Below are 20,280 nucleotides of genomic sequence, written 5' to 3' on the forward strand. Positions count from 1 at the left end.
CCGTGTGACAGGCCGGGAGGCGCAATCACCCACTTGCGCGCGCGCCGGGGGCCGCCTCCGGCACCGAACCCGGTTCGGCATATTATTGAGAAGCGTCATCGAAATCGGCTAGAAGGGCACGCTCTCAACCGGTCGCCCCCAATCTGGGGACGGCCGCCGTCATTCCCAGCCCAGCGCCCACCCGCGAGACGGATCCGCCATGACCGCTGTCACGACCGCCGACGCCCCCGCTGACATCATCGACGACCACGCCAAGGCCCGCGTCCTCGTGCAGGCCCTGCCGCACATGCAGCGCTATGACGACGCCACCATCGTGGTGAAATATGGCGGCCACGCCATGGGCGACGAGCAGGTCGCGCGGGACTTCGCGCAGGACATCGTGCTGCTCGAACAGTCCGGCGTGAACCCGGTGGTGGTGCATGGCGGCGGTCCGCAGATCGGCGCCATGTTGGCCAAGCTCAACATCAAGTCGGAATTCGCCGCCGGCCTGCGCATCACCGACAAGGCCACCGTCGAGATCGTCGAGATGGTGCTCGCCGGCTCGATCAACAAATCCCTCGTCGGCTTCATCAACGAGGCCGGCGGCACGGCGCTGGGACTGTCCGGCAAGGACGGCAACATGGTCGTCGCCACCAAGGTGACGCGCAGCGTGCGCGATCCCGATTCCAACATCGAGAAGGTGGTCGACCTCGGCTTCGTCGGCGAGCCTGCGCATGTTGATACCACGGTGCTGGACCAGATCCTCGGTCGCGACCTCATCCCGGTGCTGGCACCCGTTGCCACCGGCAAGGATGGCGGCACCTTCAATGTCAACGCCGACACTTTCGCCGGCGCCATTGCCGGGGCACTGAACGCCAAGCGCCTGCTGCTGCTCACCGATGTGCCCGGCGTGCTCGATGCCGACAAGAACCTGATCAAGGAGCTCACCATCTCCCAGGCCCGCGCGCTGATCGCCGACGGCACGATCTCGGGCGGCATGATCCCGAAGGTCGAGACCTGCATCTACGCGCTGGAACAGGGCGTCGAGGGCGTGGTCATTCTCGACGGCAAGGTGCCCCACGCCGTGCTTCTGGAACTGCTGACCGACCACGGCGCCGGCACGCTGATCACACGCTGAGGCGGACCCCTTCATGACGATCACCGCCACGAGCCGCGCGGTCGACTTCACCCATGTCGAGACCTGGGTGTTCGACCTCGACAACACGCTCTATCCGCCGGGCCTCGACCTGTGGCGGCAGATCGACATGAAGATGCGCGCCTATATCGCCGACTTCCTCGGTCTGTCGCTGGAGGAGGCCTTCGCGCTGCAGAAGAGCTACTACCGGCGCTACGGCACCTCGCTGCGCGGGCTGATGATCGAGCATGCCATGGACCCCGACGCCTTCCTCGCCGAGGTCCACGCCATCGATCTCTCCGGCCTCGACGCCGCTCCCCTGCTGGGCGACGCCATCGGCGCGCTGCCGGGCCGCAAGCTGGTCTACACCAACGGCTCGCGCGGCCATGCCGAGGCGGTGCTCGCCAAGCTCGGCATCTCCGGGCATTTCGCCGATGTGCACGACATCGTCTCGGCCGAATTCCACCCCAAACCGCAGGAGGCCGCCTATCGCGGCTTCCTCAAGCGCTTCGACGTCGATCCCGCGCGGGCGGCGATGTTCGAGGATCTGGCGCGCAATCTCGAAGTGCCGGCGGATCTGGGCATGCGCACCGTGCTGGTCGTACCGCCCGGCCTCGCCGTCAACCCGGCCGATCGCGAGGCATGGGAGCATGAAGGCCGCGACGGCGCTCATATCGACGTCGTCACCGACGATCTGACCGGCTTTCTCAGGTCGCTCCCCGTGTCCTGAGGGGCGCGCGCCCGGCGCCCCCTCGCCTGACCCGTTGACAGAACCCGTCCGCGCCCGGACAAGACGCGCCGAACACAAGGAGAAGGCCCGGATGTCGAGCGAACTTAAGAGCATCATCGAGGACGCGTTCGAGAAGCGCGCCGAGGTCAATTTCGAGACCGGCGGCGCCGTGCGCCACGCCGTGAACGAGGCGCTCGCCCTGCTCGACGCCGGCAAGGCGCGCGTCGCCGAGCAGGGCCCGGACGGCAACTGGACCGTCAACCAGTGGCTCAAGAAGGCGGTGCTGCTGTCGTTCCGCCTCAACGACATGAGCCCCATTCCCGGCGCGCCGGGCGGGGCGCACTGGTGGGACAAGGTGCCTTCCAAGTTCGAGGGCTGGGGCGAGAGCGAGTTCCGCGCGGCCGGCTTCCGCGCCGTGCCCGGCGCCATCGTGCGCCGCTCGGCCTATATCGCGCCGAACGTCGTGCTGATGCCCTCCTTCGTCAATCTCGGCGCCCATGTCGGCGAGACCACGATGGTCGACACCTGGGCGACGGTGGGCAGCTGCGCCCAGATCGGGCGCAACGTCCACCTGTCCGGCGGTGTCGGCATTGGCGGCGTGCTGGAGCCGCTTCAGGCCGGCCCGGTGATCATTGAGGACGACTGCTTCATCGGTGCCCGTTCCGAGGTCGTCGAGGGCGTCATCGTGCGCAAGGGCTCGGTCCTCTCGATGGGCGTGTTCATTTCCGCGACCACCAAGATCGTCGACCGCGCCACCGGCGAGATCTTCGTCGGCGAGGTTCCCGCCTATTCCGTGGTGGTGCCCGGCGCGCTGCCCGGCAAGCCGCTGCCCGACGGCACGCCCGGTCCCTCTCTCTACTGCGCGGTGATCGTGAAGCGCGTCGATGCGCAGACCCGTTCCAAGACCTCGATCAACGACCTGCTGCGCGATTGACCCTCTCGCCCGCGCCCGCCCGCCGTCCTAAGCTGGGCCGCGGGCGGGCGCGTGGCGCGAGAGCAGGCGTGCAAGGGCCGGCACGGCCCGATGGCGCATGGAGTTGTCACATGGCCGACCTGAACCCTGTCCTCACCGGCCGCCAGCCGGCCAGCGCCGACCCCGTTGACATCGCGAGGGCGCTGATCCGCTGCCCCTCGGTGACGCCGGAAGAGGGCGGCGCGCTCGCCTATCTTGAGCCGCTGTTGCGCGCGGCCGGCTTCGTCGTCCACCGCGTCACGCTCACCAGCCCTGACACGCCGGACGTCGAGAACCTCTATGCCCGCTTCGGCACCAAGGGGCCGAATCTGTGCTTTGCCGGCCATACCGACGTGGTGCCGCCGGGCGACGCCGCGCGCTGGCGCTTCCCGCCCTTCGAGGGCGTGATCCATGGCGGGCTGCTCTACGGGCGCGGCGCCGTCGACATGAAGGGCGGGGTCGGCGCCTTCATCGCCGCGGGGCTCGACTTCGCCATGCGCCATGGCGGGCCGGATGGCGAGGGCGCGCAGGCGCCCGGCTCGATATCCTTCCTCATCACCGGCGACGAGGAAGGCGTTGCCATCAACGGCACCGAAAAGCTGCTGCGCTGGCTCGCCGATCGCGACGAGCGCATCGAACATTGCGTGCTCGGCGAGCCGTCCAGCCGCGCGGTGCTGGGAGACATGGTGAAGATCGGGCGCCGTGGTTCGCTCTCCGGCACGCTCACCGTGCACGGCAAGCAGGGCCATGTCGGCTACCCCCATCTCGCCGAAAACCCCATTCCCGGCCTGGTGAGGCTGCTCGCGGGGCTGCAGGCCGATGTGCTGGACCGCGGCAACGACCACTTCCAGGCGTCGAACCTCGAAGTGGTCTCGGTCGACGTCGCCAATCCCGCCTTCAACGTCATCCCGGCCGAGGCGACCGCGCGGTTCAACATCCGCTTCAACGATCTGTGGACGCCAGAGACCCTGGCGGCGGAGATCGAGCAGCGACTGCGGACCGCCGCCGGCAACGAGGTGCGCTGGAGCGTCGCCTTTGAAGCCCGCTCGTCCGACAGCTTCCTCACCGCGCCGGGCCCCTTCGTGGAACTGGTGGTCGATGCCATCGCCGACTCCACCGGCCAGCGTCCGGAGCTCTCGACGACTGGCGGCACCTCGGATGCACGCTTCATCAAGGATTACTGCCCGGTCATCGAGTTCGGGCTGGTGGGCTCCTCGATGCACGCGGTGGACGAATCGACCCCGGTCGACGAAATCCAGGCACTCACTCGCGTCTATGCCGGCATCATCGCGCGTTATTTCGCCACCTTCGGCCGCTGAGGCAGAACCATGAGCACCCTGCGCCCCGTCCTCGCCACCAGCGCCGCCGTGTTCCGCGACGGCCGCGTGCTCCTGGCGCGGCGCGGTCAGCGCCCCTCGCTCGGCCTGTGGACGCTGCCGGGCGGGAGGGTGGAGCCCGGCGAGACGCTGGCGGTCGCCGCCGCGCGCGAGGTGATGGAGGAGGTCGGCGTGAGCTGCGCCATACTCGGCGTCGCCGGCGCGGTCGATGTCATCCAGCGCGCCGAGGACGGCACGCTGGGCGCGCATTTCGTCGTGGTGAGCCATGCCGCGCGCTGGGTCGGCGGGGAGCCTCAGACCGGGCCGGAGGCGGCCGAAATCGGCTGGTTCGCACCCGGTGCCCTCCCCCCAGACACCACGCCCGGCCTCGGTTCCATCGTTGCCGCCGCCCATCTTCTCGCCATCGCCGACCGCACGCCCGAGGCCGACAGCTGACATCGGGCGTGCGCACGGTCTTGACGGGCACCGCACAGGGGACCACCAATCGGCCATGACTGTCCGCCCGAGACCGACCGCCTCCCCTAGATCGCCCGCCCGCTCCAGCCTCCCTTTCGGGGGCGGCAAGGCGCCGATGCGCGCGCCGGTGCTCGCCCTCATCGCCCTTGGCCTGCTCGCCGGCCCCGCGCACGCCCAGACAACGGAAGGCGGCGCCCCGCCCTATGAGGCCGATCTGCTGCGGCTGTCGGAGATACTCGGCGCGCTGCACTATATCCGGCCGCTCTGCGGCGCGGTCGAGCCGACACGCTGGCGCGACGAAATGGCGGGCCTGCTTTCCGCCGAGCAGCCCACCGATGCGCGCAGCGGCCAACTCATTGCGGCCTTCAACCGTGGCTATGAGAGCTACAAGCAGGTATACCGGACCTGCACGCCCTCAGCCGAACTTGCCAGCCAGCGTTATCTGGAGGCCGGCGCCAAGCTCTCCCGCGACATTGCGGCACGCTACGGCAGTAATTGAGGGCGTTAGGATGCGACGCAGTAGCACGTGTCGCATTTTCGCCGTCCCATATTAACCGTCCTTCAATTCTCGGGCGGACCGACCGATACGGCATGCTAAGGTTGAATCAGGTCGAGTCACCGTCGCGTGGAGGAAACATTTTGTCTCAGCTTCCAGAAACGCACGACATCGATGACAGGGCCGATCAGGCCCATGAGGATGAGCGTCACGCCGCGCTCGCCTATCTCGATGAAGCATGGAACGAGGCGGTCTATGACGGCCTCGACGAAGATTGCCTGGCCCAGGCCGCACTGTTCACGGCGATCCGTTCGCTGGTCGCCACCTATGGCGAGGACGCTGCCGCCGAATTTGCCGAGCGTCTCGCCGGCCGCATCCGCGCGGGCGAATACACCGTGCCGTTCAATCGGCAGTAAGAACTGACGGGCTGTCCATAGCGAAAACGTTCAGCCCCTCGACGTCTTCCTCGATCAAGCTCCATCCACGTTTCGCATAATAGGGCGTGTTTGCCGCGGTCGCGCACAGATGAACCCGCACGTGACCCGCCTTGAAGGCGGCGCGGGCGGCGTGCACGGCCAGCGCGGCGCCCACCCCCATGCGACGCTGCGCGGGCTCTACCCAGAGCGCCGCGACCCAGGGGCGGAGCGCGGGACGCGCGGCCAGATCGTTCTCGATCAGCACCACGGAGCCGAGATAGCGCGCGCCCTGATGCGCCACAAAGGTCGACGGGATCGCTTCGGCCCCAAGGCTCTCGTCAAACCGGGCGCGCAGTGCTTCACGCGCCACCCCCTGCTCCCGCCACCAGGCCCGCCAGACACGCTCCGTGACGGTCTCGACGAAAGAGCGCGCCTTGCGCAGGTCGGAGATGGTGATGGCGGCCCTCACAGGGTGGGTTCGCCAACGACAAAAGGCGCGGCGACACTCGTCACCACGCCTTGTGTGTTCATCAATGAGACAAGCCCCGACAAGCCGCCGGGACCTGACACCCTCAGCGAGCGCCGGGGCCGACGGGCCTGGGCTTCGAGGGCAGCAGGCCTTCGCGCTGCAGGCGCTTGCGAGCCAGCTTGCGGGCGCGGCGAACAGCCTCGGCGTCTTCGCGGGCGCGCTTCTCGGACGGCTTCTCGTAGTGGCCGCGCAGCTTCATCTCGCGGAAAATGCCCTCGCGCTGCATCTTCTTCTTCAGCGCCTTGAGCGCCTGATCGACATTGTTGTCCCGAACGAGAACCTGCACGGTGCTTCCTCTTCGTGCCTTCGCTTGCGCGTATGCGTTGATAATTCCGAGATCAAGGCGGGCGTCACACACGCTGGGCGTAGAGCCGCGGGCCACCGATCAAGGAAAGCGCACTTAGCAGACCGCGCCAGGCTTGTCCACAACAAGTCCCGGCGCACCCCGCATGGGCGGCGATTCAGCCCTGAATCACCCGCCGAAACGCACGTTCAGGCGCCCCGGATGGCGATCGCCTCGGCCACCGCCGCCCTGGCGCGGAAGCCGAAGGCCTCCTGATATTCGGGCGAGCGGTAGCAGGCCAGCGCGGTCTCGTAGTCCTTGAAGGCCAGCAGCACATTGCGCGAGCGGGCCTCGCCGTGCACCGCCTCGTGGCGCCCGCCGCGCACCAGGAACCAGCCGCGATAGGCCTCGATGGCGACCGCATCGGCCGCGATATAGGATTTGTAGGTCTCGGGGTCGTGCACGTCGATGCGCATCACCCAATAGGCCACGCCCGCCCCTTCGGCCGGTCCCTCGATCACGCCCGCCGCCGGCTGCGCGCCCTCATACCCCTCGATGATGAGGTGCTCGCCCTGCGAGGACGCCACGCGATGGACGTAGGCGGCCTGATAGGCTGGCGAATGGAAGCAGGCCAGCGCGGTGTCGTAGTCCTTGAACTCGACCACCACATTGCGCGCACGCGACGTGCCCTCCAGCGTCTCGAAGGCACCGCCGCGCACGAGGAATCGTCCGCCGAAGGCGGCGACCGCCGGCTCGGCAGCATCGATATAGGGCTTGTAGCCCTCGGCATCGGTGACATCGAGCCGGCTGATCCAGTAGCCCTTGGCCATGGCGGTACCTCGTATGTGACGTCAGGAAGCGGCAAGTGCCGAAGCGATTTCCACCTGAACGGCGCGCGCGGCGGCGGCGGGATCGCGCGCGGTGACGATCGGGCGGCCGACAACCAGGTGATCGGCGCCGGAGCGGATCGCCTCGAATGGGGTGGCCACGCGCTTCTGGTCGCCGGCGGAAGCGCCCTGCGGGCGCACGCCCGGCGTCACGATGGCCCGCTTCGGGCCCAGCGCGGCGCGCACCGCGGCGGCGTCGGTCGGCGCGCAGACGATGCCATCAATGCCGATCTCGCGGGCCTGCCGCACGCGCGCCGCCACCGTCGCGTCGACGCCCTGGGCATAGCCGGCCTCGTTGAGGTCGGCCTCGTCATAGGAGGTCAGCACAGTCACGGCGAGAATGCGCAGCGGGCTCGCGCCCTTGCCCTCCATCGCCGCCCGCATGGTCTGGGGATAGGCATGCACGGTGGCGAAGCTGGCGCCGAGCGCGGCAAGGCTGGCCACGCCGCGCGCAACCGTGTTGCCGATGTCGTGCAGCTTGAAGTCGATGAACACCTTCTTGCCGTCCGCGATCAGCTCGCGGGCAAAACCAAGGCCGCCCGCGAAGCCGAGCTCATAGCCGATCTTGTAGAAGGTGGCGGCGTCGCCGATACGCGCGACAACGCTCTCAGCCGCGCCGACCGAGGGCAGATCGAGCGCGACGATCAGCCGGTCTCGGGGATCGGAGGAAGCTGCGCTCATCGCTCAATGCCCATCGCTTGCGGTCACCGCTCAGGCGCGCAGACCCGCCCTGAGCGCCGCCTGCTCGATAAGCGTCCTCAGCGTGGCGCGCAACCTCTCTTGCGCGCGCTCATCCTTCAGGTCGCCATTCTCGGCGAACGCCTGCGCCGCTCCTGCAACCATCACCTGCTCGGCCAGCACCAGCGCGCCGAGCCCGAGCGCCAGCACCTGGCGCAGCATCATCGAGGCGCGGTAGCCGCCAAGGCCCCCCGGCGAGGTCGAGCCGATGCAGAACACCGGCTTGCGGAAGGCATCACCCTCGCCCTTGACGCGGCTGGCCCAGTCGATCGCGTTCTTCAGCAGCGGGGGCACGGCGGCGTTGTACTCGGGGGTGGAAATGAACACGCCATCGGCGTTGATCATCTGGTCGCGCAGCTTCTTGGCCGCCTCGGGCGGGCCCTGCTCGGCTTCCAGATCGCCGTCATAGATCGGCATCGGGTAATCGGCGAGCGAGATCAGCACCGGCTCGCATTCGAGCAGGGACAGCTCCTTGGCCGCCAGCGCGGCAAGGCTCGCGGAGTAGGATCCGGTGCGGATGGATCCGGCGAAGGTCAGGATTTTCGGTGCACGCATACGCATCCCCATGGCTGGCCGGCGGGCGCGGGGCCAGCATGTCCCTCGCGCACGATCCTTCTCTCAGAAGCAATCTAGGGCCCTGCGGGCGGGCTCGCCAGCCACGCCATCGCAACGAATGACAGGGCGTTCAGGCGGCGACCGCCTCGGCCTGCTTCGAACGGTACACCCACACCCGCGCCGGGGGCAGGTTGGCCCAGATGCGCGGGCTGCGGTGAGCGTCGAGAGTGCCGGTTTCCAGCGGCACCGGGGACACCACGGCATAGGTGAACTGGATGAAGGGCGCCCGCGAGCAGCACAGGCCGAATGCCTGCCGAAGCAGGCCGTGCCGCTGCTGCGCCGGGCGGGTGAACAGCGGAAGGCTGGACACCACGGCGGCCGCGGGAGCGTCCAGCCGACCCTCAAGCGTGCCCTTCATGTCGTAGGCGTCGCCCTGGATCACGGTCGCCTGCGGAAAACGCGCCTTCAGCAGGTCGCAGAATTGCGGGTTGTACTCGATCAGCACCAGCCGCTCCTGCGCCACGCCCCGTGCCAGCAGCGCGGCGGTCACCGGGCCGGTGCCCGGACCCAGCTCGATCACCGGGCCATCGGACTTGGGATCGACATAGCTCGCCATGGTTCGGGCCAGCGCCCGCCCGGAGGGAGATACCGCACCGGTGCGAAGCGGATTCTGCAGCCAGGACTGGAGAAAGCGGACTTCGTCGGGACGCGACTTCGGGCCATCAGGGGCGGGACGATGCAACATGCCACTTGGATTCCAATGAGCCGGATGGACGCGTGTCGAGCCGGAAGACCTATCGAGATGCTGAGCGACACTAAAGACCTTAGCTCGCGATGTTAAGTCCCTGTCGTGACGAGCCGATTACGATACGACAACATCAAGATCACACAGCCGTTTGGAAATGATTACCCGAAACGGCCGGCGCGGCATTTCTACTCCGCATCGCCGGCGAAGAAATCCTTCACCTTGGCAAAGAAACCGGCCGCCTCGGGATGGTTGTCCTTCGAACATTCGGCATCGAACTCGGCCAGCAACTCGCGCTGGCGGCGGGTGAGGTTCTGCGGCGTTTCGACCACGACCTGCACATACATGTCGCCGCGATTGCGCGTGCGCAGCACCGGCATGCCACGGCCGGAAAGCCGGAACCGGCGGCTGGACTGGGTGCCCTCGGGCACCTTCACCTTGGTGGTGTCGCCCTCGATGGTCGGCACCTCGGTGGAACCGCCAAGCGCCGCCGTCACCATGGAGATCGGCACCCGGCAGAACAGGTCGGCGCCGTCGCGCTGAAAGAACTCGTGCGGGGCAATCGACAGGAAGATGTAGAGGTCGCCCGGCGGCCCGCCGCGCATCCCCGCCTCGCCCTCATTGCCGAGCCGGATGCGGGTGCCGTCCTCGACACCCGGCGGGATCGCGACCTGGAGCGTGCGCTCACGGGTGGTGCGGCCCGCGCCGGCGCAGCTCGGGCATGGATCCTCGATCACCTGGCCACGGCCCTGGCAGGCCGGGCAGGTGCGTTCCAGCGTGAAGAAGCCCTGCGCTTGGCGGATGCGGCCCGAGCCCGAGCAGGTGCGGCAGGCGCTGGGCTGGGTGCCCGGCTTGGCGCCGGAGCCCGAGCAGGTCTCGCACACCACGCTGGTGGGCAGGTGGATGGTCGCGTCCTTGCCGTTGAACGCTTCCTCCAGCGTGATCTCCATATTGTAGCGCAGGTCTGCCCCGCGCTCGCGCCCGCGTGCACCGCCGCCGCCACCGCCGCGCCGGCCGCCCATGCCGAAGAGATCGTCGAAAATGTCGGAGAAGGTCGAGGCGAAATCGGAGCCGAAGCCGGGGCCCGCGCCGCCACCGCCCATGCCGCCGTCAAAGGCCGCGTGGCCGAAGCGGTCATAGGCCGCCCGCCGCTGCGGGTCCTTGAGAATGTCGTAGGCCTGGCTGATTTCCTTGAAACGCGCCTCCGCCTCCCCGTTTCCGGGATTCTTGTCGGGGTGCCATTTCATCGCCAGCTTGCGGTAGGAGCTCTTCAGCTCGCCGTCATTGCAGGTCTTGCTGACCTCGAGGATCTCGTAAAAGTCGCGCTTCGACATGAGTCGTTCGGCCGCCCAGCGTTCGGACCGCCTTGCGCCCGGCGCGGAATGCACGGGCACGCGGTCAGGGTAGGCAGATCATGCAGGAATCTTGCCGCCCAAGCCGCGGCGGTCCACGCATCGATCCGAAATGCCAAAAAAGATTCCGCCCCCGGAACAGGTTCCGGGGGCGGGGTTAACGCGAAGCCGGTCAGGCCGACTTCTTCTTGTCGTCGTCGACCTCGGTGAACTCGGCGTCCACCACGTCGTCCTTCGGCGCCTCGCCGGCATCGCCGCCCTCGCCCTGCTGCGAGGCATACATCGCCTCGCCGAGCTTGAGCGAGGCCTGCGCCAGCGTGTTGGTCTTGGCGGCGATGGCTTCGCCATCTTCGCCTTCCAGCGCCGCTTTCAGCTCGGTGAGCGCGGTCTCGATGGCTTCCTTCTCGGGCGCGCCGACCTTGTCGCCGTGCTCGGAAAGCGCCTTCTCGGTCGAGTGGACCAGCGCCTCACCATGGTTCTTGGCTTCCACCAGGGCACGACGCTTCTTGTCGTCCTCGGCGTGGGCCTCGGCGTCCTTCACCATCTTCTCGATGTCGGAATCCGAGAGGCCGCCGGAGGCCTGGATGCGGATCTGCTGTTCCTTGCCGGTGCCCTTGTCCTTGGCGGACACGTTGACGAGGCCGTTGGCGTCGATGTCGAAGGCGACCTCGATCTGCGGCACGCCACGCGGCGCCGGGGGAATGCCGACGAGATCGAACTGGCCCAGGATCTTGTTGTCCTGCGCCATCTCGCGCTCGCCCTGGAACACGCGGATCGTCACCGCGGTCTGCCCGTCCTCGGCCGTGGAGAACACCTGGCTCTTCTTGGTCGGGATGGTGGTGTTGCGGTCGATCAGGCGGGTAAACACGCCGCCCAGCGTCTCGATGCCGAGCGAAAGCGGGGTCACGTCGAGCAGCAGCACGTCCTTCACGTCGCCCGCCAGCACGCCGGCCTGGATGGCGGCGCCGATCGCGACCACTTCATCCGGGTTGACGCCCTTGTGGGGCTCCTTGCCGAAGAACTGCTTCACGACTTCCTGCACCTTCGGCATGCGGGTCATGCCGCCGACCAGCACGACTTCGTCGATCTGACCGGCCGAAAGGCCCGCATCCTTGAGCGCCTTCTTGCAGGGCTCGACTGTGCGCTGGATCAGGTCGTCGACCAGCGCCTCGAACTTGGCGCGGGTGAGCTTCATCGTCAGATGCTTCGGACCCGAGGCATCGGCGGTGATGAAGGGCAGGTTGATCTCGGTCTGGGTCGCGGAGGAAAGCTCGATCTTGGCCTTCTCGGCCGCTTCCTTGAGGCGCTGAAGGGCGAGCTTGTCGCTGCGCAGGTCGATGCCCTGCTCCTTCTTGAACTCGTCGGCAAGATAGTTGACGAGCCGCATGTCGAAGTCTTCGCCGCCCAGGAACGTGTCGCCGTTCGTGGACTTCACCTCGAACACGCCGTCGCCGATCTCGAGGATCGAGACGTCGAAGGTGCCGCCGCCGAGGTCATAAACCGCGATAGTGCCGGCCGACTTCTTGTCGAGGCCATAGGCGAGCGCGGCAGCCGTCGGCTCGTTGATGATGCGCAGCACCTCGAGACCGGCAATCTTGCCGGCGTCCTTGGTGGCCTGACGCTGGGCGTCGTTGAAATAGGCCGGGACGGTGATGACCGCCTTGTCGACCTTGGCGCCGAGATAGGCCTCCGCGGTCTCCTTCATCTTCTGCAGAGTGAAGGCGGAGATCTGCGAGGGCGAATATTTCTTGCCGTCCGACTCGAGCCAGGCGTCGCCATTGTCACCCTTTGCGATGGCGTAGGGGACGAGCTTCTTGTCCTTCTCGATAATCGGGTCTTCGTAGCGACGGCCGATGAGCCGCTTCACCGCGAAGAAGGTACGCTCGGGGTTGGTGACCGCCTGGCGTTTGGCCGGCTGGCCGACAAGGCGCTCGCCATCCTCGGTAAACGCGACGATGGACGGCGTCGTGCGTGCGCCCTCCGCGTTCTCGATCACCTTCGGCGTGGTGCCTTCCATGACGGCCACGCACGAGTTCGTCGTACCGAGGTCGATGCCGATAACTTTAGACATATTGTTTCTCCTTCCGGCAGGCCGGCCGGACCTTCTTGAAGCACCCGGAGAGGAACGATTTGGCCGCAGCCACCCCGTCCCCCCGGACCGGCCCCCAAACAATAGGGCACGGCGCTATCCGCACCGTTCGTGGCCGATATAGGGGGCGCCCGTTTCCGCCGCAAGAAGGAGGCGACGGTTAAAAGCGGGAGGCAGGGGCTGGTTTTCGCCCATCCCCCGGATTCACCCGGTTTTCGCCGGTCCTGCGCGCGTCCGCACCCTCCCCGCCCGGCTCAGTGGCCGGTGAACACCAGGGTCTGGATCGGCAGGATCACCGCCTGCAACCGCAGCAGCAGCGCGTGGACCACCGCGACCGTGTCCACGACGTGAAGGTAGACCGCCTGCAAGCCCCCGACCTCTCCCGACTCCAGCCGTTCATGATTGCTGGAATAGGCGTTGGCGATGCAGCTTGAGCCCGGCGGCACGCCGGCAAGCCCGCCTTCATAAAGCGGTTCGAGGAAGACGGTGATGGTGCCCGGCTGGCCCACCTGCTGGGTGTCCTGAAGCTGGTCGAGGGCGCGCAGCTGGCCGGCGGCAATGAAATCCTGCACGCCGGTCACCACCATCGGAATCACGGTGAGCGGCTTGGAGATGCACACCGCCTCGGCGACCATTCCCACCTTCATCACCTGCGCTTCGATCTGGCCGAAGCCGGCGACCAGACGCTCGCGCCCCGCCCCGTCGGGAATGAGAACGCCGGCCGGCCGCAGCATGGGGTTGACCACGTCGCCGGGGCGCAGCGTGAACTGCTCGACCCGTCCGTCCGTGCCAGCGCGGATGGTGGTCTTGTCGAGAACGACCTGGGCCTGCGCCAGCGCGGCCTCGGCACTCGCCTTCTGCGCCGGCAGCAGCACATCGGCGCGGGCCTCGACCGACTGCTTGGTGGCGAGCGCCGCATCCACGCCGCCCTGGCGGCCGTCGACCACGACCTGCAGCCGCTCGATCTCGCGCGCCGACACGACGCCGGCATTGCGCCGCTGCAGTTCAAGCTTGGTCTCCAGCTCGTCCCGCGCCTGCTGCAGCGCCTGCTCGGCCTGCCGGACCTGACCGGCGCTCACCGCGATATCCGCCTGTGCCGACACCATGGCGGCGTCGATCTCGGTGATGCGCGCCCGCGCGGTCTCCACTTCGGCCTGCTGGGCGGCGCTGTCGAGCCGGAAGATCGGCTCACCCGCGCTCACATGGTCGCTGGTGCTCACAAACACCTCGGCGACCCGCCCGCCGGTTTCCGGGGCGATCGGCACGGCGCGGAAATAGGCCGTCACGTTGTTGGTCGAGGGGTGATTGTAGAAAATCACCGTGATCAGGCCGATGGTCAGCATCAGGCAGGTGGTGATGCCCCAGCGCAGCTCGAACCACACCGAATAGAGCGTGATCTCCCGCCCGAACCGCTTGTTCTGGACATAGCGGCGGTAGAGGTAATCGGGGAACACCGTGACCAGCGAGCACAGCAGCAGCTCAAGCATGGCTCAGCCCTCCCGATCCGGCACCGGCCCGTGAGCCGCGCGCGGCCCCGCCTCCGGCCGCTCGCGCTCCCCGTCTCCCGGCGCCATCCGTTCGGCGGCGCGGGCGATGCGGTTCAGCGGGCTGGCGAAATCGGGAAGGTCGATGAAGGCGAGCAGCAGTGCCGCCACCCAGAACATGTGAATGTGGGTGAACAGCGCGAGCAGGCAGAGCACCGCGACGACTTCCATCTGCAGCTTCTGCGACTTGTGAGCGATGCGCTCGGGCAGCGAGTGCAGAGCGAGGAACAGCACGCCAGCCAGCAGCACGGCGGCGAGCAGCGTGATGATCGCGACCCACAGCAGCACGTCGGTGTCACCCGGCGCGGTGATGAAGAACGGCAGATTCTTCACGGCGACGGCATGCTCGGACGGTGCCACGCGTTCCCCCCGGACACAGCGACCCGGGACGCGACGCTTGCGCGCCCCATCCCAAAGCTATGACACCGGAGCCGGCGCGCTGTCAAAGCCGCTGCGAGCACGCCTTGCCACGGCGCGCAGCCGGCGGGACGAACGGCCTCCGGCCGCCCCTCAGACCGGCGTGCCGGCAGGCTGGAAACGGGCGGCAAGCCGCTTGAGCACCCCGACCTGATCCTCGAGCTCGCGCCAGTGCCGCCCGTCCAGCTCCATGATGGCGAGCGCGCCGGGCGCGGGCCGCACGGCCTCCACCACCGCGTCCCAGTCGATCCCGCCCCAGCCGATCGGCAGGTGCAGGTCGCCCTCGCCGAACGCCACCGCCTCGGCGGAATGGTAGGTCCACAGCGTATCGGGCCGGCCGAAGGAATCGTGCAGGTGGAAATGAGCGACATAAGGCGCGAGCGCCGCGATCTCGGCGATCGGGTCGATCCGCGCGTCGGTGCAGCGAATATAGGCGTGGCTGACGTCGAGCGTCGCCTTCACCGCGTCATGCTCGATCGCGGCCAGCTCGCCGGCGAGCTTGGAAGGCGTCGCGGTCTCGCGGGCGCCGCTGAAGCGGAAGATGTTCTCCACGCACAGCCGCACACCCAGAGCGGCGGCCTTGTCGCCGGCCCGGGCAAGGGCGTCGCGCTGGCGCGAATAGGCCACCTCGACATCGTCGGCAGGGTCGGAGACGAAGCCGGTATGCATGATCAGGTGCTCGGCCCCGACCGCGGCGGCGATCTCGATATTGGCTTCCAGCACCTTCTCATGGCGCGGCAGGCGCTCGGCGATGTCCATCAGATTGATGGCAAGCGTGCCATGGACCGAATAGGCCAGGCGGCGGCCGGAAACGGCGCGCGCCAGATCCGCGACGCGGTTGTTCAGGACCCGGCCATCGACAATGAGGTGCCACGCATAGGCCGGCAGCTCCACCAGATCGACCCCGAGAGCTTCCGCTTCATCCAGGCCGGCGCCGATATCGTCGAATTCGGGGCTGCCTTCGCGAAGTGCGTAGCCGCTGGCGCGAATGGCGGTGACCGGAATGTGCATCTGCATCGATTGGCTTTTCCTGAACGTCGAAAAGAGTGGGAAGCCGGTGCCGCGACTCAGCGGCCCCGCCTTATGCGCGCATTTTATGGCACGCCGATTACAATTCGGCCGAATCCCATGCCACGCCAAGCGCTTAAGGCGCTTCCGGCACCGGCGGAGCCTGCCTTCCCATAGGTCACATATGCGGCGAGATCCATCCCGAAACCGCCCCTTCCGTATCGGCGACCACCGCGATCCGGCCGACGCCCGGCACCTCGAAGGCCGGCCGCAGCACCTCGCCGCCGGCCGCGACCGCCTTTTCCAGCCGGGCATCGAGATCGTCGACCGCGATATAGGAGAACCAGTGCGCGGGCAGCGCCTCGAACGACGGCCCGGCCAGCGGAAACAGGCCGGCGATCCGGGTCTGCCCGAGCCAGGCGACGAAATAGGCGCTGCCGTCCTCCATCGGCATGGGCTCGAAACGCCAGCCCAGCGTCGCGGCGTAGAACGCCATGGCCTTTTCGGGCTCGCGCGAGTTCAGTTCATTCCAGACAAAGATACCGTGCGCAGGATTTGTCGTCATGACAGGCGCCTCGAAGGTCACATGCTCAACCGAGCCGTGGGGTTGATCTTCGCCATCTTAACGATCAGGAAAGCATAGTGCGCGAATTCTGCCGCGTGGCGCCGCCATGGCAAAATCCCGGCGCCTTGATGCCGCCCCGATGGCTTGCGATGTCGCCTCAACCCTTCTAGACCCATGCATCAGGCCGCCCGGCGACGGCCACGGTAACCCCCCCGGAAAATGCAGCTTTATCATCACCCCTTCTGTGCCCATTCCCGGCTTGTGCGCCTCGCTTTCGGCGAGATGGGCATCGATCACCTGCTGATCGAGGAACGAGTCTGGGAACGTCGGCCTGAATTCCTGACGCTGAATCCCGCCGGCACGACGCCGGTTCTGGTGGAAGGCAACGGGCTCGTGGTGCCCGGCGTCGACGTCATTACCGAATATCTCGACGAGACGCGTGGCGCGGTGCTGGGTGATCGCCGCCTGCTGCCGCCCGACAGCCTGGCCCGCATCGAGGTGCGCCGGCTCGCGGGCTGGTTCAACCACAAGTTCTTCACCGAAGTATCCGAGCCGCTGATCCGCGAGAAGGTCTACAAGCGTTACATGCCCCGCGAGCTGGGCGGCGGGCCGCCGGACATGGCGGTCATCCGCGCGGCGCGTTCCAACATCCGCTATCATCTGCACTATATCGGGTGGCTGCTGAAGGCGAGGAACTGGCTTGCGGGCGAACGCATGAGCTATGCCGACCTTGCCGCCGCCGCGCATATTTCCTGCGTCGACTATCTGGGCGACGTGCCCTGGGATGAGGATGAGGGAGCGAAGATCTGGTACGCGCGCATCAAGTCGCGTCCCGCGTTCCGGCCCCTGCTGGCGCTGACCATGGCGGGGATGCCGCCGGCGCCGTGCTACGCGGACCTCGACTTCTAGACCCCGCCGCCGCCAAGGCCCTGCTGCTCGCCCTCGCGCGCGAGGAGGGTTTCGACGCCATGGGCGTCGCCGCGCCCGACGCCATCTCCCATGCCGGCCCGCGGCTGATGGAGTGGATCGCCCTGGGCGCGCATGGCGACATGGACTGGATGCCCCAGACCGCCGATCGCCGCGCCGCACCGGGTAATCTGTGGCCCGACATCCGCTCGGTCGTGATGCTCGGCCTCAATTACGGGCCCGACGAGGACCCGCGCGCGGCCCTGGCGCAGACATCGGGCGGGACCATTTCGGTCTATGCCCGGGGCGATGACTATCACGAGCTGATCAAGGGCAAGCTGAAGCGCATCTGCTCGCGCTTCGTGCCCCGTGCCGGCGGCGCGGTGAAAGTGTTCGTCGATACCGCCCCCCTGATGGAAAAGCCGCTCGCGGAGGCCGCCGGGCTCGGCTGGCAGGGCAAGCACACCAATCTTGTGTCCCGCACGCGCGGATCCTGGCTGCTGCTCGGGGCCATCGCCACCGATCTCGCGCTGCCCCCCGATCCGCGCGTCGAGGACCATTGCGGTTCCTGCCGCGCCTGCCTCGACGCCTGCCCGACCAACGCCTTTCCCGCGCCCTACCGCATCGACGCGCGGCGCTGCGTCTCCTATCTCACCATCGAGCATCGCGGGCCGATACCCCATGAGCTGCGCCCGCTCATGGGCAACCGCATCTATGGCTGCGACGACTGTCTGGCCGCCTGCCCGTGGAACAAGTTCGCCGTGCTCGGGCATGAGGCGCGCCTTGCCGCGCGGGAGGAAAACCGCGCCCCGGCGCTGGCCGAACTTGCCCGGCTCGACGATGCCCGGTTCCGCGCCCGCTTCACCAAGAGCCCGATCAAGCGCACCGGGCGCACGCGCTTCCTGCGCAACGTGCTCATCGCCATCGGCAATTCGGGAGAGCCCGCCCTCGCCGCCGAGGCCGAGAGGCTGCTGGGCGATGATGCCCCACTGGTGCGCGGGGCGGCGGTGTGGGCGCTCTCGCGCCTGCTCTCGGCGCCCGATCTCGCCCGGCTCAAGGCGTATCATGACGGGGAGCGGGATGGGCAGGTGCGCGAGGAGTGGCAGCGCGCCACCGCCCCAGCGCCCGCCGCCCCAGCGCCTACCGAACCGCCGTCCTGATGCCGCCCCGTTTTCCTCCCCGCGCCTCCCTTCCCGCGACGCGGCCGCGCGGTGAAATCGGCGACATGACATCGCGACGATGACGTCTCTTTCGGCGCGCGAAGCTGCGGCCGGGATTTTCCTTTAGAATGGAGGCGCGAACGTCCCGCGCCACATCCCGCGCGGCCCGAGAACAAGAGGTTCCCGACCCTGCCCATGACCACCACCGCCCCCACGCTTCTGTGCCTCGGTCTCGGCTATTGCGCCCGCCATTTCATCGCCCGCCATGGCGAGGGTTTCGCGCGCATTGTCGGCACCAACCGCACCGGCGCGCCCCATCCCGGCGCCGAAATCGTCGGCTTCAACGGCCGATCAGGCGAGGAGGGCGCGCTCGCGGCGCTGACGGCGGCGGCGGCGAGTGCGGACGCGGTGCTGATCTCGGCCGCGCCCGGCGAGGAGGGCGATCCCTTCCTCTCCCCGCTCGGCACCGCGCTCATCGCCGCGGGCCGGCGCGGCGCGCTGGTCTACCTCTCCACCATCGGGGTCTATGGCGACAGCGGCGGCGCGTGGATCGACGAGAGCGCTATTCCCCGCGCCTCGGCCCCGCGCGGCCTGCGCCGCCTCGAGGCGGAGGCCGGCTGGCGCACATTGGGCGAGCTGGCCGGGCGTCCTGTGGCGGTGCTTCGGCTCGGCGGCCTCTACGGGCCCGGCCGCAATGCACTCGCGGACGTCGCCGCCGGCACCGCGCGCTGCATCGAGCGCGACGGCCAGATGTTCAACCGCATCCATGTCGACGACATTGCCGACGCCATCGCGGCCGCCATCGCCAGCGGGCATGACGGCACGGTGAACGTGGTGGATGATGAACCCTCGCCCTCCTGCGCCCCGGTGCGCTTCGCGGCCGAACTTCTGGGCCGGCCTGCGCCGCGCGCGGTGCCCTTCGAGGAGGCCGCGCAGACCATGTCGCCCATGGCGCTCTCGTTCTGGGCGGAGAACCGGCGCGTGCGCAATGCCCGGCTCCACGCCCTGCTCGGGCGCGGCCTGACCCACCCGACCTATCGCGAAGGCCTCACCGCCCTGCTCACCGAAAGCAACGACGACGCCTAGACGCGGCCTCGCTCGCGGCCGTCAGCTCCGGGGCGCGAAGGTGCGCAGGAAGGTCGTGACGGTGTGGCTGACCACGCGTTCGATGCGTTCGGGCGCCGGCTCCGGCGCGCCGCCAAACAGCATCGGCATCACCACCAGCGCGTGACAGCCGATGATGAACTGCCAGGCGGCCAGTTCGACATCGTCGATCGCCAGCTCGCCACGATCGATCTTGGCATTGAGCCAGGCCGACAGCCGTTCAACCGCCGTCTCCTGCCCCGCCGCGAGATAGGCGCGGCCGATTTCCGGCAGCTTCTCGGCGATGCCGAGCACCATGCGCACCGTCGCGATGTGCTCGGACCGGACCATGGCCGCAACGTAGCGATAGCCGACACCGGTGAGCACCTCCCCTACATCGGCCTCGGGGTCGAGCACGAAGCAGCGCTCGGCAACGTCTTCGCTGGCCAACCGGACAAAGGCGCTGAACAGCGCTTCCTTGGATGGGAAGTAGAGGTAGAGCGTACCCTTGGAGACCTCGGCCGCGCGCGCGATCTCGCCCATGCTGGCGCCGTCGAATCCCTTTGCGAGAAAAACCTCGCGTGCCCCGTTCAGGATCTGCCGCCGCTTCTCGGGGCTGGATCCCGGCTGCGTCTCGTCGGCGGCGGGATCGGGCGGGACGGGCAGGGTGCACCCGGTTCCACCGGATGCAGCGCCCGAACAGCGGCTGCCAGGGTGAGCGGGGTTTTCGGAAGCGGTCATCAGGTGGAGATCATTCGAGCACGGCGACGGGTGGATGGATGAACGCGGATCGCGCGTCCGCAAGGCGGTCGGCTCAGGGCATGGGCACTAACAATGACATGAGCTCCGGTGTTCCCCAAGAGCGTTCCCCAAGAGCGCTCGCCGGTCGACCAAGAAAAATGACCAAACCGTTCGGTT

General features: G+C 68.0%; 23 protein-coding genes. 10 read left to right on the top strand and 13 right to left on the bottom strand.

Annotation, left to right across the window (positions count from 1 at the left end):
* Nucleotides 1-199 precede the first annotated feature (199 nt).
* From argB to G3A50_RS08985, 7 genes are all read left to right on the top strand, one after another.
* Nucleotides 200-1,117 (top strand): acetylglutamate kinase, encoded by a 918-nt coding sequence (argB, locus tag G3A50_RS08955; protein ID WP_163074913.1) that lies wholly within the window; start codon nt 200-202, stop codon nt 1,115-1,117.
* 13 nt (nt 1,118-1,130) lie between these two features.
* Nucleotides 1,131-1,844 carry a pyrimidine 5'-nucleotidase gene (locus tag G3A50_RS08960; RefSeq protein ID WP_163074914.1) on the top strand — a complete coding sequence of 238 codons (714 nt, stop codon included), beginning with the start codon at nt 1,131-1,133 and terminating at the stop codon, nt 1,842-1,844.
* Between the two features lie 91 nt (nt 1,845-1,935).
* Entirely contained in the window at nt 1,936-2,778 is an 843-nt protein-coding gene (gene dapD, locus G3A50_RS08965; protein ID WP_163074915.1) for a 2,3,4,5-tetrahydropyridine-2,6-dicarboxylate N-succinyltransferase, read from the top strand.
* 110 nt (nt 2,779-2,888) lie between these two features.
* The gene (dapE, locus tag G3A50_RS08970; RefSeq protein WP_163074916.1) at nt 2,889-4,115 is read left to right on the top strand and encodes a succinyl-diaminopimelate desuccinylase; all 1,227 of its coding nucleotides are present in this window, start codon (nt 2,889-2,891) and stop codon (nt 4,113-4,115) included.
* 9 nt (nt 4,116-4,124) lie between these two features.
* Nucleotides 4,125-4,568 carry an NUDIX hydrolase gene (locus G3A50_RS08975; protein WP_163074917.1) on the top strand — a complete coding sequence of 148 codons (444 nt, stop codon included), beginning with the start codon at nt 4,125-4,127 and terminating at the stop codon, nt 4,566-4,568.
* Between the two features lie 136 nt (nt 4,569-4,704).
* Nucleotides 4,705-5,088 carry a TIGR02301 family protein gene (locus G3A50_RS08980; RefSeq protein WP_163074918.1) on the top strand — a complete coding sequence of 128 codons (384 nt, stop codon included), beginning with the start codon at nt 4,705-4,707 and terminating at the stop codon, nt 5,086-5,088.
* A gap of 140 nt (nt 5,089-5,228) precedes the next feature.
* Entirely contained in the window at nt 5,229-5,501 is a 273-nt protein-coding gene (locus G3A50_RS08985) for a hypothetical protein (RefSeq protein WP_163074919.1), read from the top strand.
* On the opposite strand, the gene G3A50_RS08990 is transcribed toward G3A50_RS08985, so the two are convergent.
* The 12 genes from G3A50_RS08990 to G3A50_RS09045 all read right to left on the bottom strand — a co-directional run bounded on the left by G3A50_RS08990 (nt 5,488) and on the right by G3A50_RS09045 (nt 16,213).
* A complete protein-coding gene (locus tag G3A50_RS08990; protein WP_163074920.1) occupies nt 5,488-5,970 on the bottom strand; it encodes a GNAT family N-acetyltransferase in 483 nt (160 codons plus the stop codon). The genes G3A50_RS08985 and G3A50_RS08990 overlap by 14 nt on opposite strands.
* Nucleotides 5,971-6,073: 103 nt before the next feature.
* Nucleotides 6,074-6,316: a 30S ribosomal protein S21 gene (gene rpsU, locus G3A50_RS08995; RefSeq protein ID WP_163074921.1), complete on the bottom strand. Its 243-nt coding sequence runs from the start codon at nt 6,314-6,316 to the stop codon at nt 6,074-6,076.
* Between the two features lie 206 nt (nt 6,317-6,522).
* Nucleotides 6,523-7,143 (bottom strand): DUF1330 domain-containing protein, encoded by a 621-nt coding sequence (locus G3A50_RS22980; protein WP_163074922.1) that lies wholly within the window; start codon nt 7,141-7,143, stop codon nt 6,523-6,525.
* A gap of 21 nt (nt 7,144-7,164) precedes the next feature.
* Complete coding sequence (gene pyrF / locus G3A50_RS09005) at nt 7,165-7,881, bottom strand: orotidine-5'-phosphate decarboxylase (protein ID WP_163074923.1); 717 nt, start codon at nt 7,879-7,881, stop codon at nt 7,165-7,167.
* 30 nt (nt 7,882-7,911) lie between these two features.
* Nucleotides 7,912-8,493, bottom strand: a complete 582-nt coding sequence (locus tag G3A50_RS09010; RefSeq protein ID WP_163074924.1) for an NADPH-dependent FMN reductase — start codon at nt 8,491-8,493, stop codon at nt 7,912-7,914.
* Nucleotides 8,494-8,623: 130 nt separating this feature from the next.
* On the bottom strand, nt 8,624-9,238 hold the full coding sequence (locus G3A50_RS09015) for a class I SAM-dependent methyltransferase (RefSeq protein ID WP_163074925.1): 615 nt from the start codon (nt 9,236-9,238) through the stop codon (nt 8,624-8,626).
* A 188-nt stretch (nt 9,239-9,426) separates the two neighbouring features.
* Nucleotides 9,427-10,572 (bottom strand): molecular chaperone DnaJ, encoded by a 1,146-nt coding sequence (gene dnaJ, locus G3A50_RS09020; protein ID WP_163074926.1) that lies wholly within the window; start codon nt 10,570-10,572, stop codon nt 9,427-9,429.
* 190 nt (nt 10,573-10,762) lie between these two features.
* Complete coding sequence (gene dnaK / locus G3A50_RS09025) at nt 10,763-12,661, bottom strand: molecular chaperone DnaK (RefSeq protein WP_163074927.1); 1,899 nt, start codon at nt 12,659-12,661, stop codon at nt 10,763-10,765.
* A 272-nt stretch (nt 12,662-12,933) separates the two neighbouring features.
* The gene (locus G3A50_RS09030; protein WP_163074928.1) at nt 12,934-14,166 is read right to left on the bottom strand and encodes an HlyD family secretion protein; all 1,233 of its coding nucleotides are present in this window, start codon (nt 14,164-14,166) and stop codon (nt 12,934-12,936) included.
* A gap of 3 nt (nt 14,167-14,169) precedes the next feature.
* Nucleotides 14,170-14,583, bottom strand: coding sequence for a hypothetical protein (locus tag G3A50_RS09035; RefSeq protein ID WP_246252282.1), 414 nt, complete (start codon nt 14,581-14,583; stop codon nt 14,170-14,172).
* A 150-nt stretch (nt 14,584-14,733) separates the two neighbouring features.
* A complete protein-coding gene (locus G3A50_RS09040; protein ID WP_163074929.1) occupies nt 14,734-15,657 on the bottom strand; it encodes a sugar phosphate isomerase/epimerase family protein in 924 nt (307 codons plus the stop codon).
* A gap of 169 nt (nt 15,658-15,826) precedes the next feature.
* The gene (locus G3A50_RS09045; protein ID WP_163074930.1) at nt 15,827-16,213 is read right to left on the bottom strand and encodes a VOC family protein; all 387 of its coding nucleotides are present in this window, start codon (nt 16,211-16,213) and stop codon (nt 15,827-15,829) included.
* A 219-nt stretch (nt 16,214-16,432) separates the two neighbouring features.
* Between G3A50_RS09045 and G3A50_RS09050 the strand changes: the two genes are divergently transcribed.
* From G3A50_RS09050 to G3A50_RS09060, 3 genes are all read left to right on the top strand, one after another.
* On the top strand, nt 16,433-17,122 hold the full coding sequence (locus tag G3A50_RS09050; RefSeq protein WP_163074931.1) for a glutathione S-transferase family protein: 690 nt from the start codon (nt 16,433-16,435) through the stop codon (nt 17,120-17,122).
* Entirely contained in the window at nt 17,098-18,279 is a 1,182-nt protein-coding gene (queG, locus tag G3A50_RS09055; RefSeq protein WP_163074932.1) for a tRNA epoxyqueuosine(34) reductase QueG, read from the top strand. The genes G3A50_RS09050 and queG overlap by 25 nt, the downstream gene beginning before the upstream one ends.
* 195 nt (nt 18,280-18,474) lie before the next feature.
* Nucleotides 18,475-19,365, top strand: a complete 891-nt coding sequence (locus G3A50_RS09060) for an NAD-dependent epimerase/dehydratase family protein (protein ID WP_163074933.1) — start codon at nt 18,475-18,477, stop codon at nt 19,363-19,365.
* Nucleotides 19,366-19,386: 21 nt separating this feature from the next.
* Here G3A50_RS09060 and G3A50_RS09065 read toward each other — a convergent pair whose 3' ends face one another.
* Nucleotides 19,387-20,103 (bottom strand): TetR/AcrR family transcriptional regulator, encoded by a 717-nt coding sequence (locus G3A50_RS09065; RefSeq protein WP_163074934.1) that lies wholly within the window; start codon nt 20,101-20,103, stop codon nt 19,387-19,389.
* Nucleotides 20,104-20,280: the final 177 nt, after the last annotated feature.

This window comes from Ancylobacter pratisalsi, from assembly GCF_010669125.1.
Classification (GTDB): Bacteria; Pseudomonadota; Alphaproteobacteria; order Rhizobiales; family Xanthobacteraceae; genus Ancylobacter; species Ancylobacter pratisalsi.

Coding starts and splice junctions, on each gene's coding strand:
- argB (WP_163074913.1), top strand. CDS start 200: ATGACCGCTGTCACGACCGCCGACGCCCCCGCTGACATCATCGACGAC.
- G3A50_RS08960 (WP_163074914.1), top strand. CDS start 1,131: ATGACGATCACCGCCACGAGCCGCGCGGTCGACTTCACCCATGTCGAG.
- dapD (WP_163074915.1), top strand. CDS start 1,936: ATGTCGAGCGAACTTAAGAGCATCATCGAGGACGCGTTCGAGAAGCGC.
- dapE (WP_163074916.1), top strand. CDS start 2,889: ATGGCCGACCTGAACCCTGTCCTCACCGGCCGCCAGCCGGCCAGCGCC.
- G3A50_RS08975 (WP_163074917.1), top strand. CDS start 4,125: ATGAGCACCCTGCGCCCCGTCCTCGCCACCAGCGCCGCCGTGTTCCGC.
- G3A50_RS08980 (WP_163074918.1), top strand. CDS start 4,705: ATGCGCGCGCCGGTGCTCGCCCTCATCGCCCTTGGCCTGCTCGCCGGC.
- G3A50_RS22980 (WP_163074922.1), bottom strand. CDS start 7,143: ATGGCCAAGGGCTACTGGATCAGCCGGCTCGATGTCACCGATGCCGAG.
- pyrF (WP_163074923.1), bottom strand. CDS start 7,881: ATGAGCGCAGCTTCCTCCGATCCCCGAGACCGGCTGATCGTCGCGCTC.
- G3A50_RS09010 (WP_163074924.1), bottom strand. CDS start 8,493: ATGCGTGCACCGAAAATCCTGACCTTCGCCGGATCCATCCGCACCGGA.
- G3A50_RS09015 (WP_163074925.1), bottom strand. CDS start 9,238: ATGTTGCATCGTCCCGCCCCTGATGGCCCGAAGTCGCGTCCCGACGAA.
- dnaJ (WP_163074926.1), bottom strand. CDS start 10,572: ATGTCGAAGCGCGACTTTTACGAGATCCTCGAGGTCAGCAAGACCTGC.
- dnaK (WP_163074927.1), bottom strand. CDS start 12,661: ATGTCTAAAGTTATCGGCATCGACCTCGGTACGACGAACTCGTGCGTG.
- G3A50_RS09030 (WP_163074928.1), bottom strand. CDS start 14,166: ATGCTTGAGCTGCTGCTGTGCTCGCTGGTCACGGTGTTCCCCGATTAC.
- G3A50_RS09040 (WP_163074929.1), bottom strand. CDS start 15,657: ATGCAGATGCACATTCCGGTCACCGCCATTCGCGCCAGCGGCTACGCA.
- G3A50_RS09045 (WP_163074930.1), bottom strand. CDS start 16,213: ATGACGACAAATCCTGCGCACGGTATCTTTGTCTGGAATGAACTGAAC.
- G3A50_RS09050 (WP_163074931.1), top strand. CDS start 16,433: ATGCAGCTTTATCATCACCCCTTCTGTGCCCATTCCCGGCTTGTGCGC.
- G3A50_RS09060 (WP_163074933.1), top strand. CDS start 18,475: ATGACCACCACCGCCCCCACGCTTCTGTGCCTCGGTCTCGGCTATTGC.
- G3A50_RS09065 (WP_163074934.1), bottom strand. CDS start 20,103: ATGACCGCTTCCGAAAACCCCGCTCACCCTGGCAGCCGCTGTTCGGGC.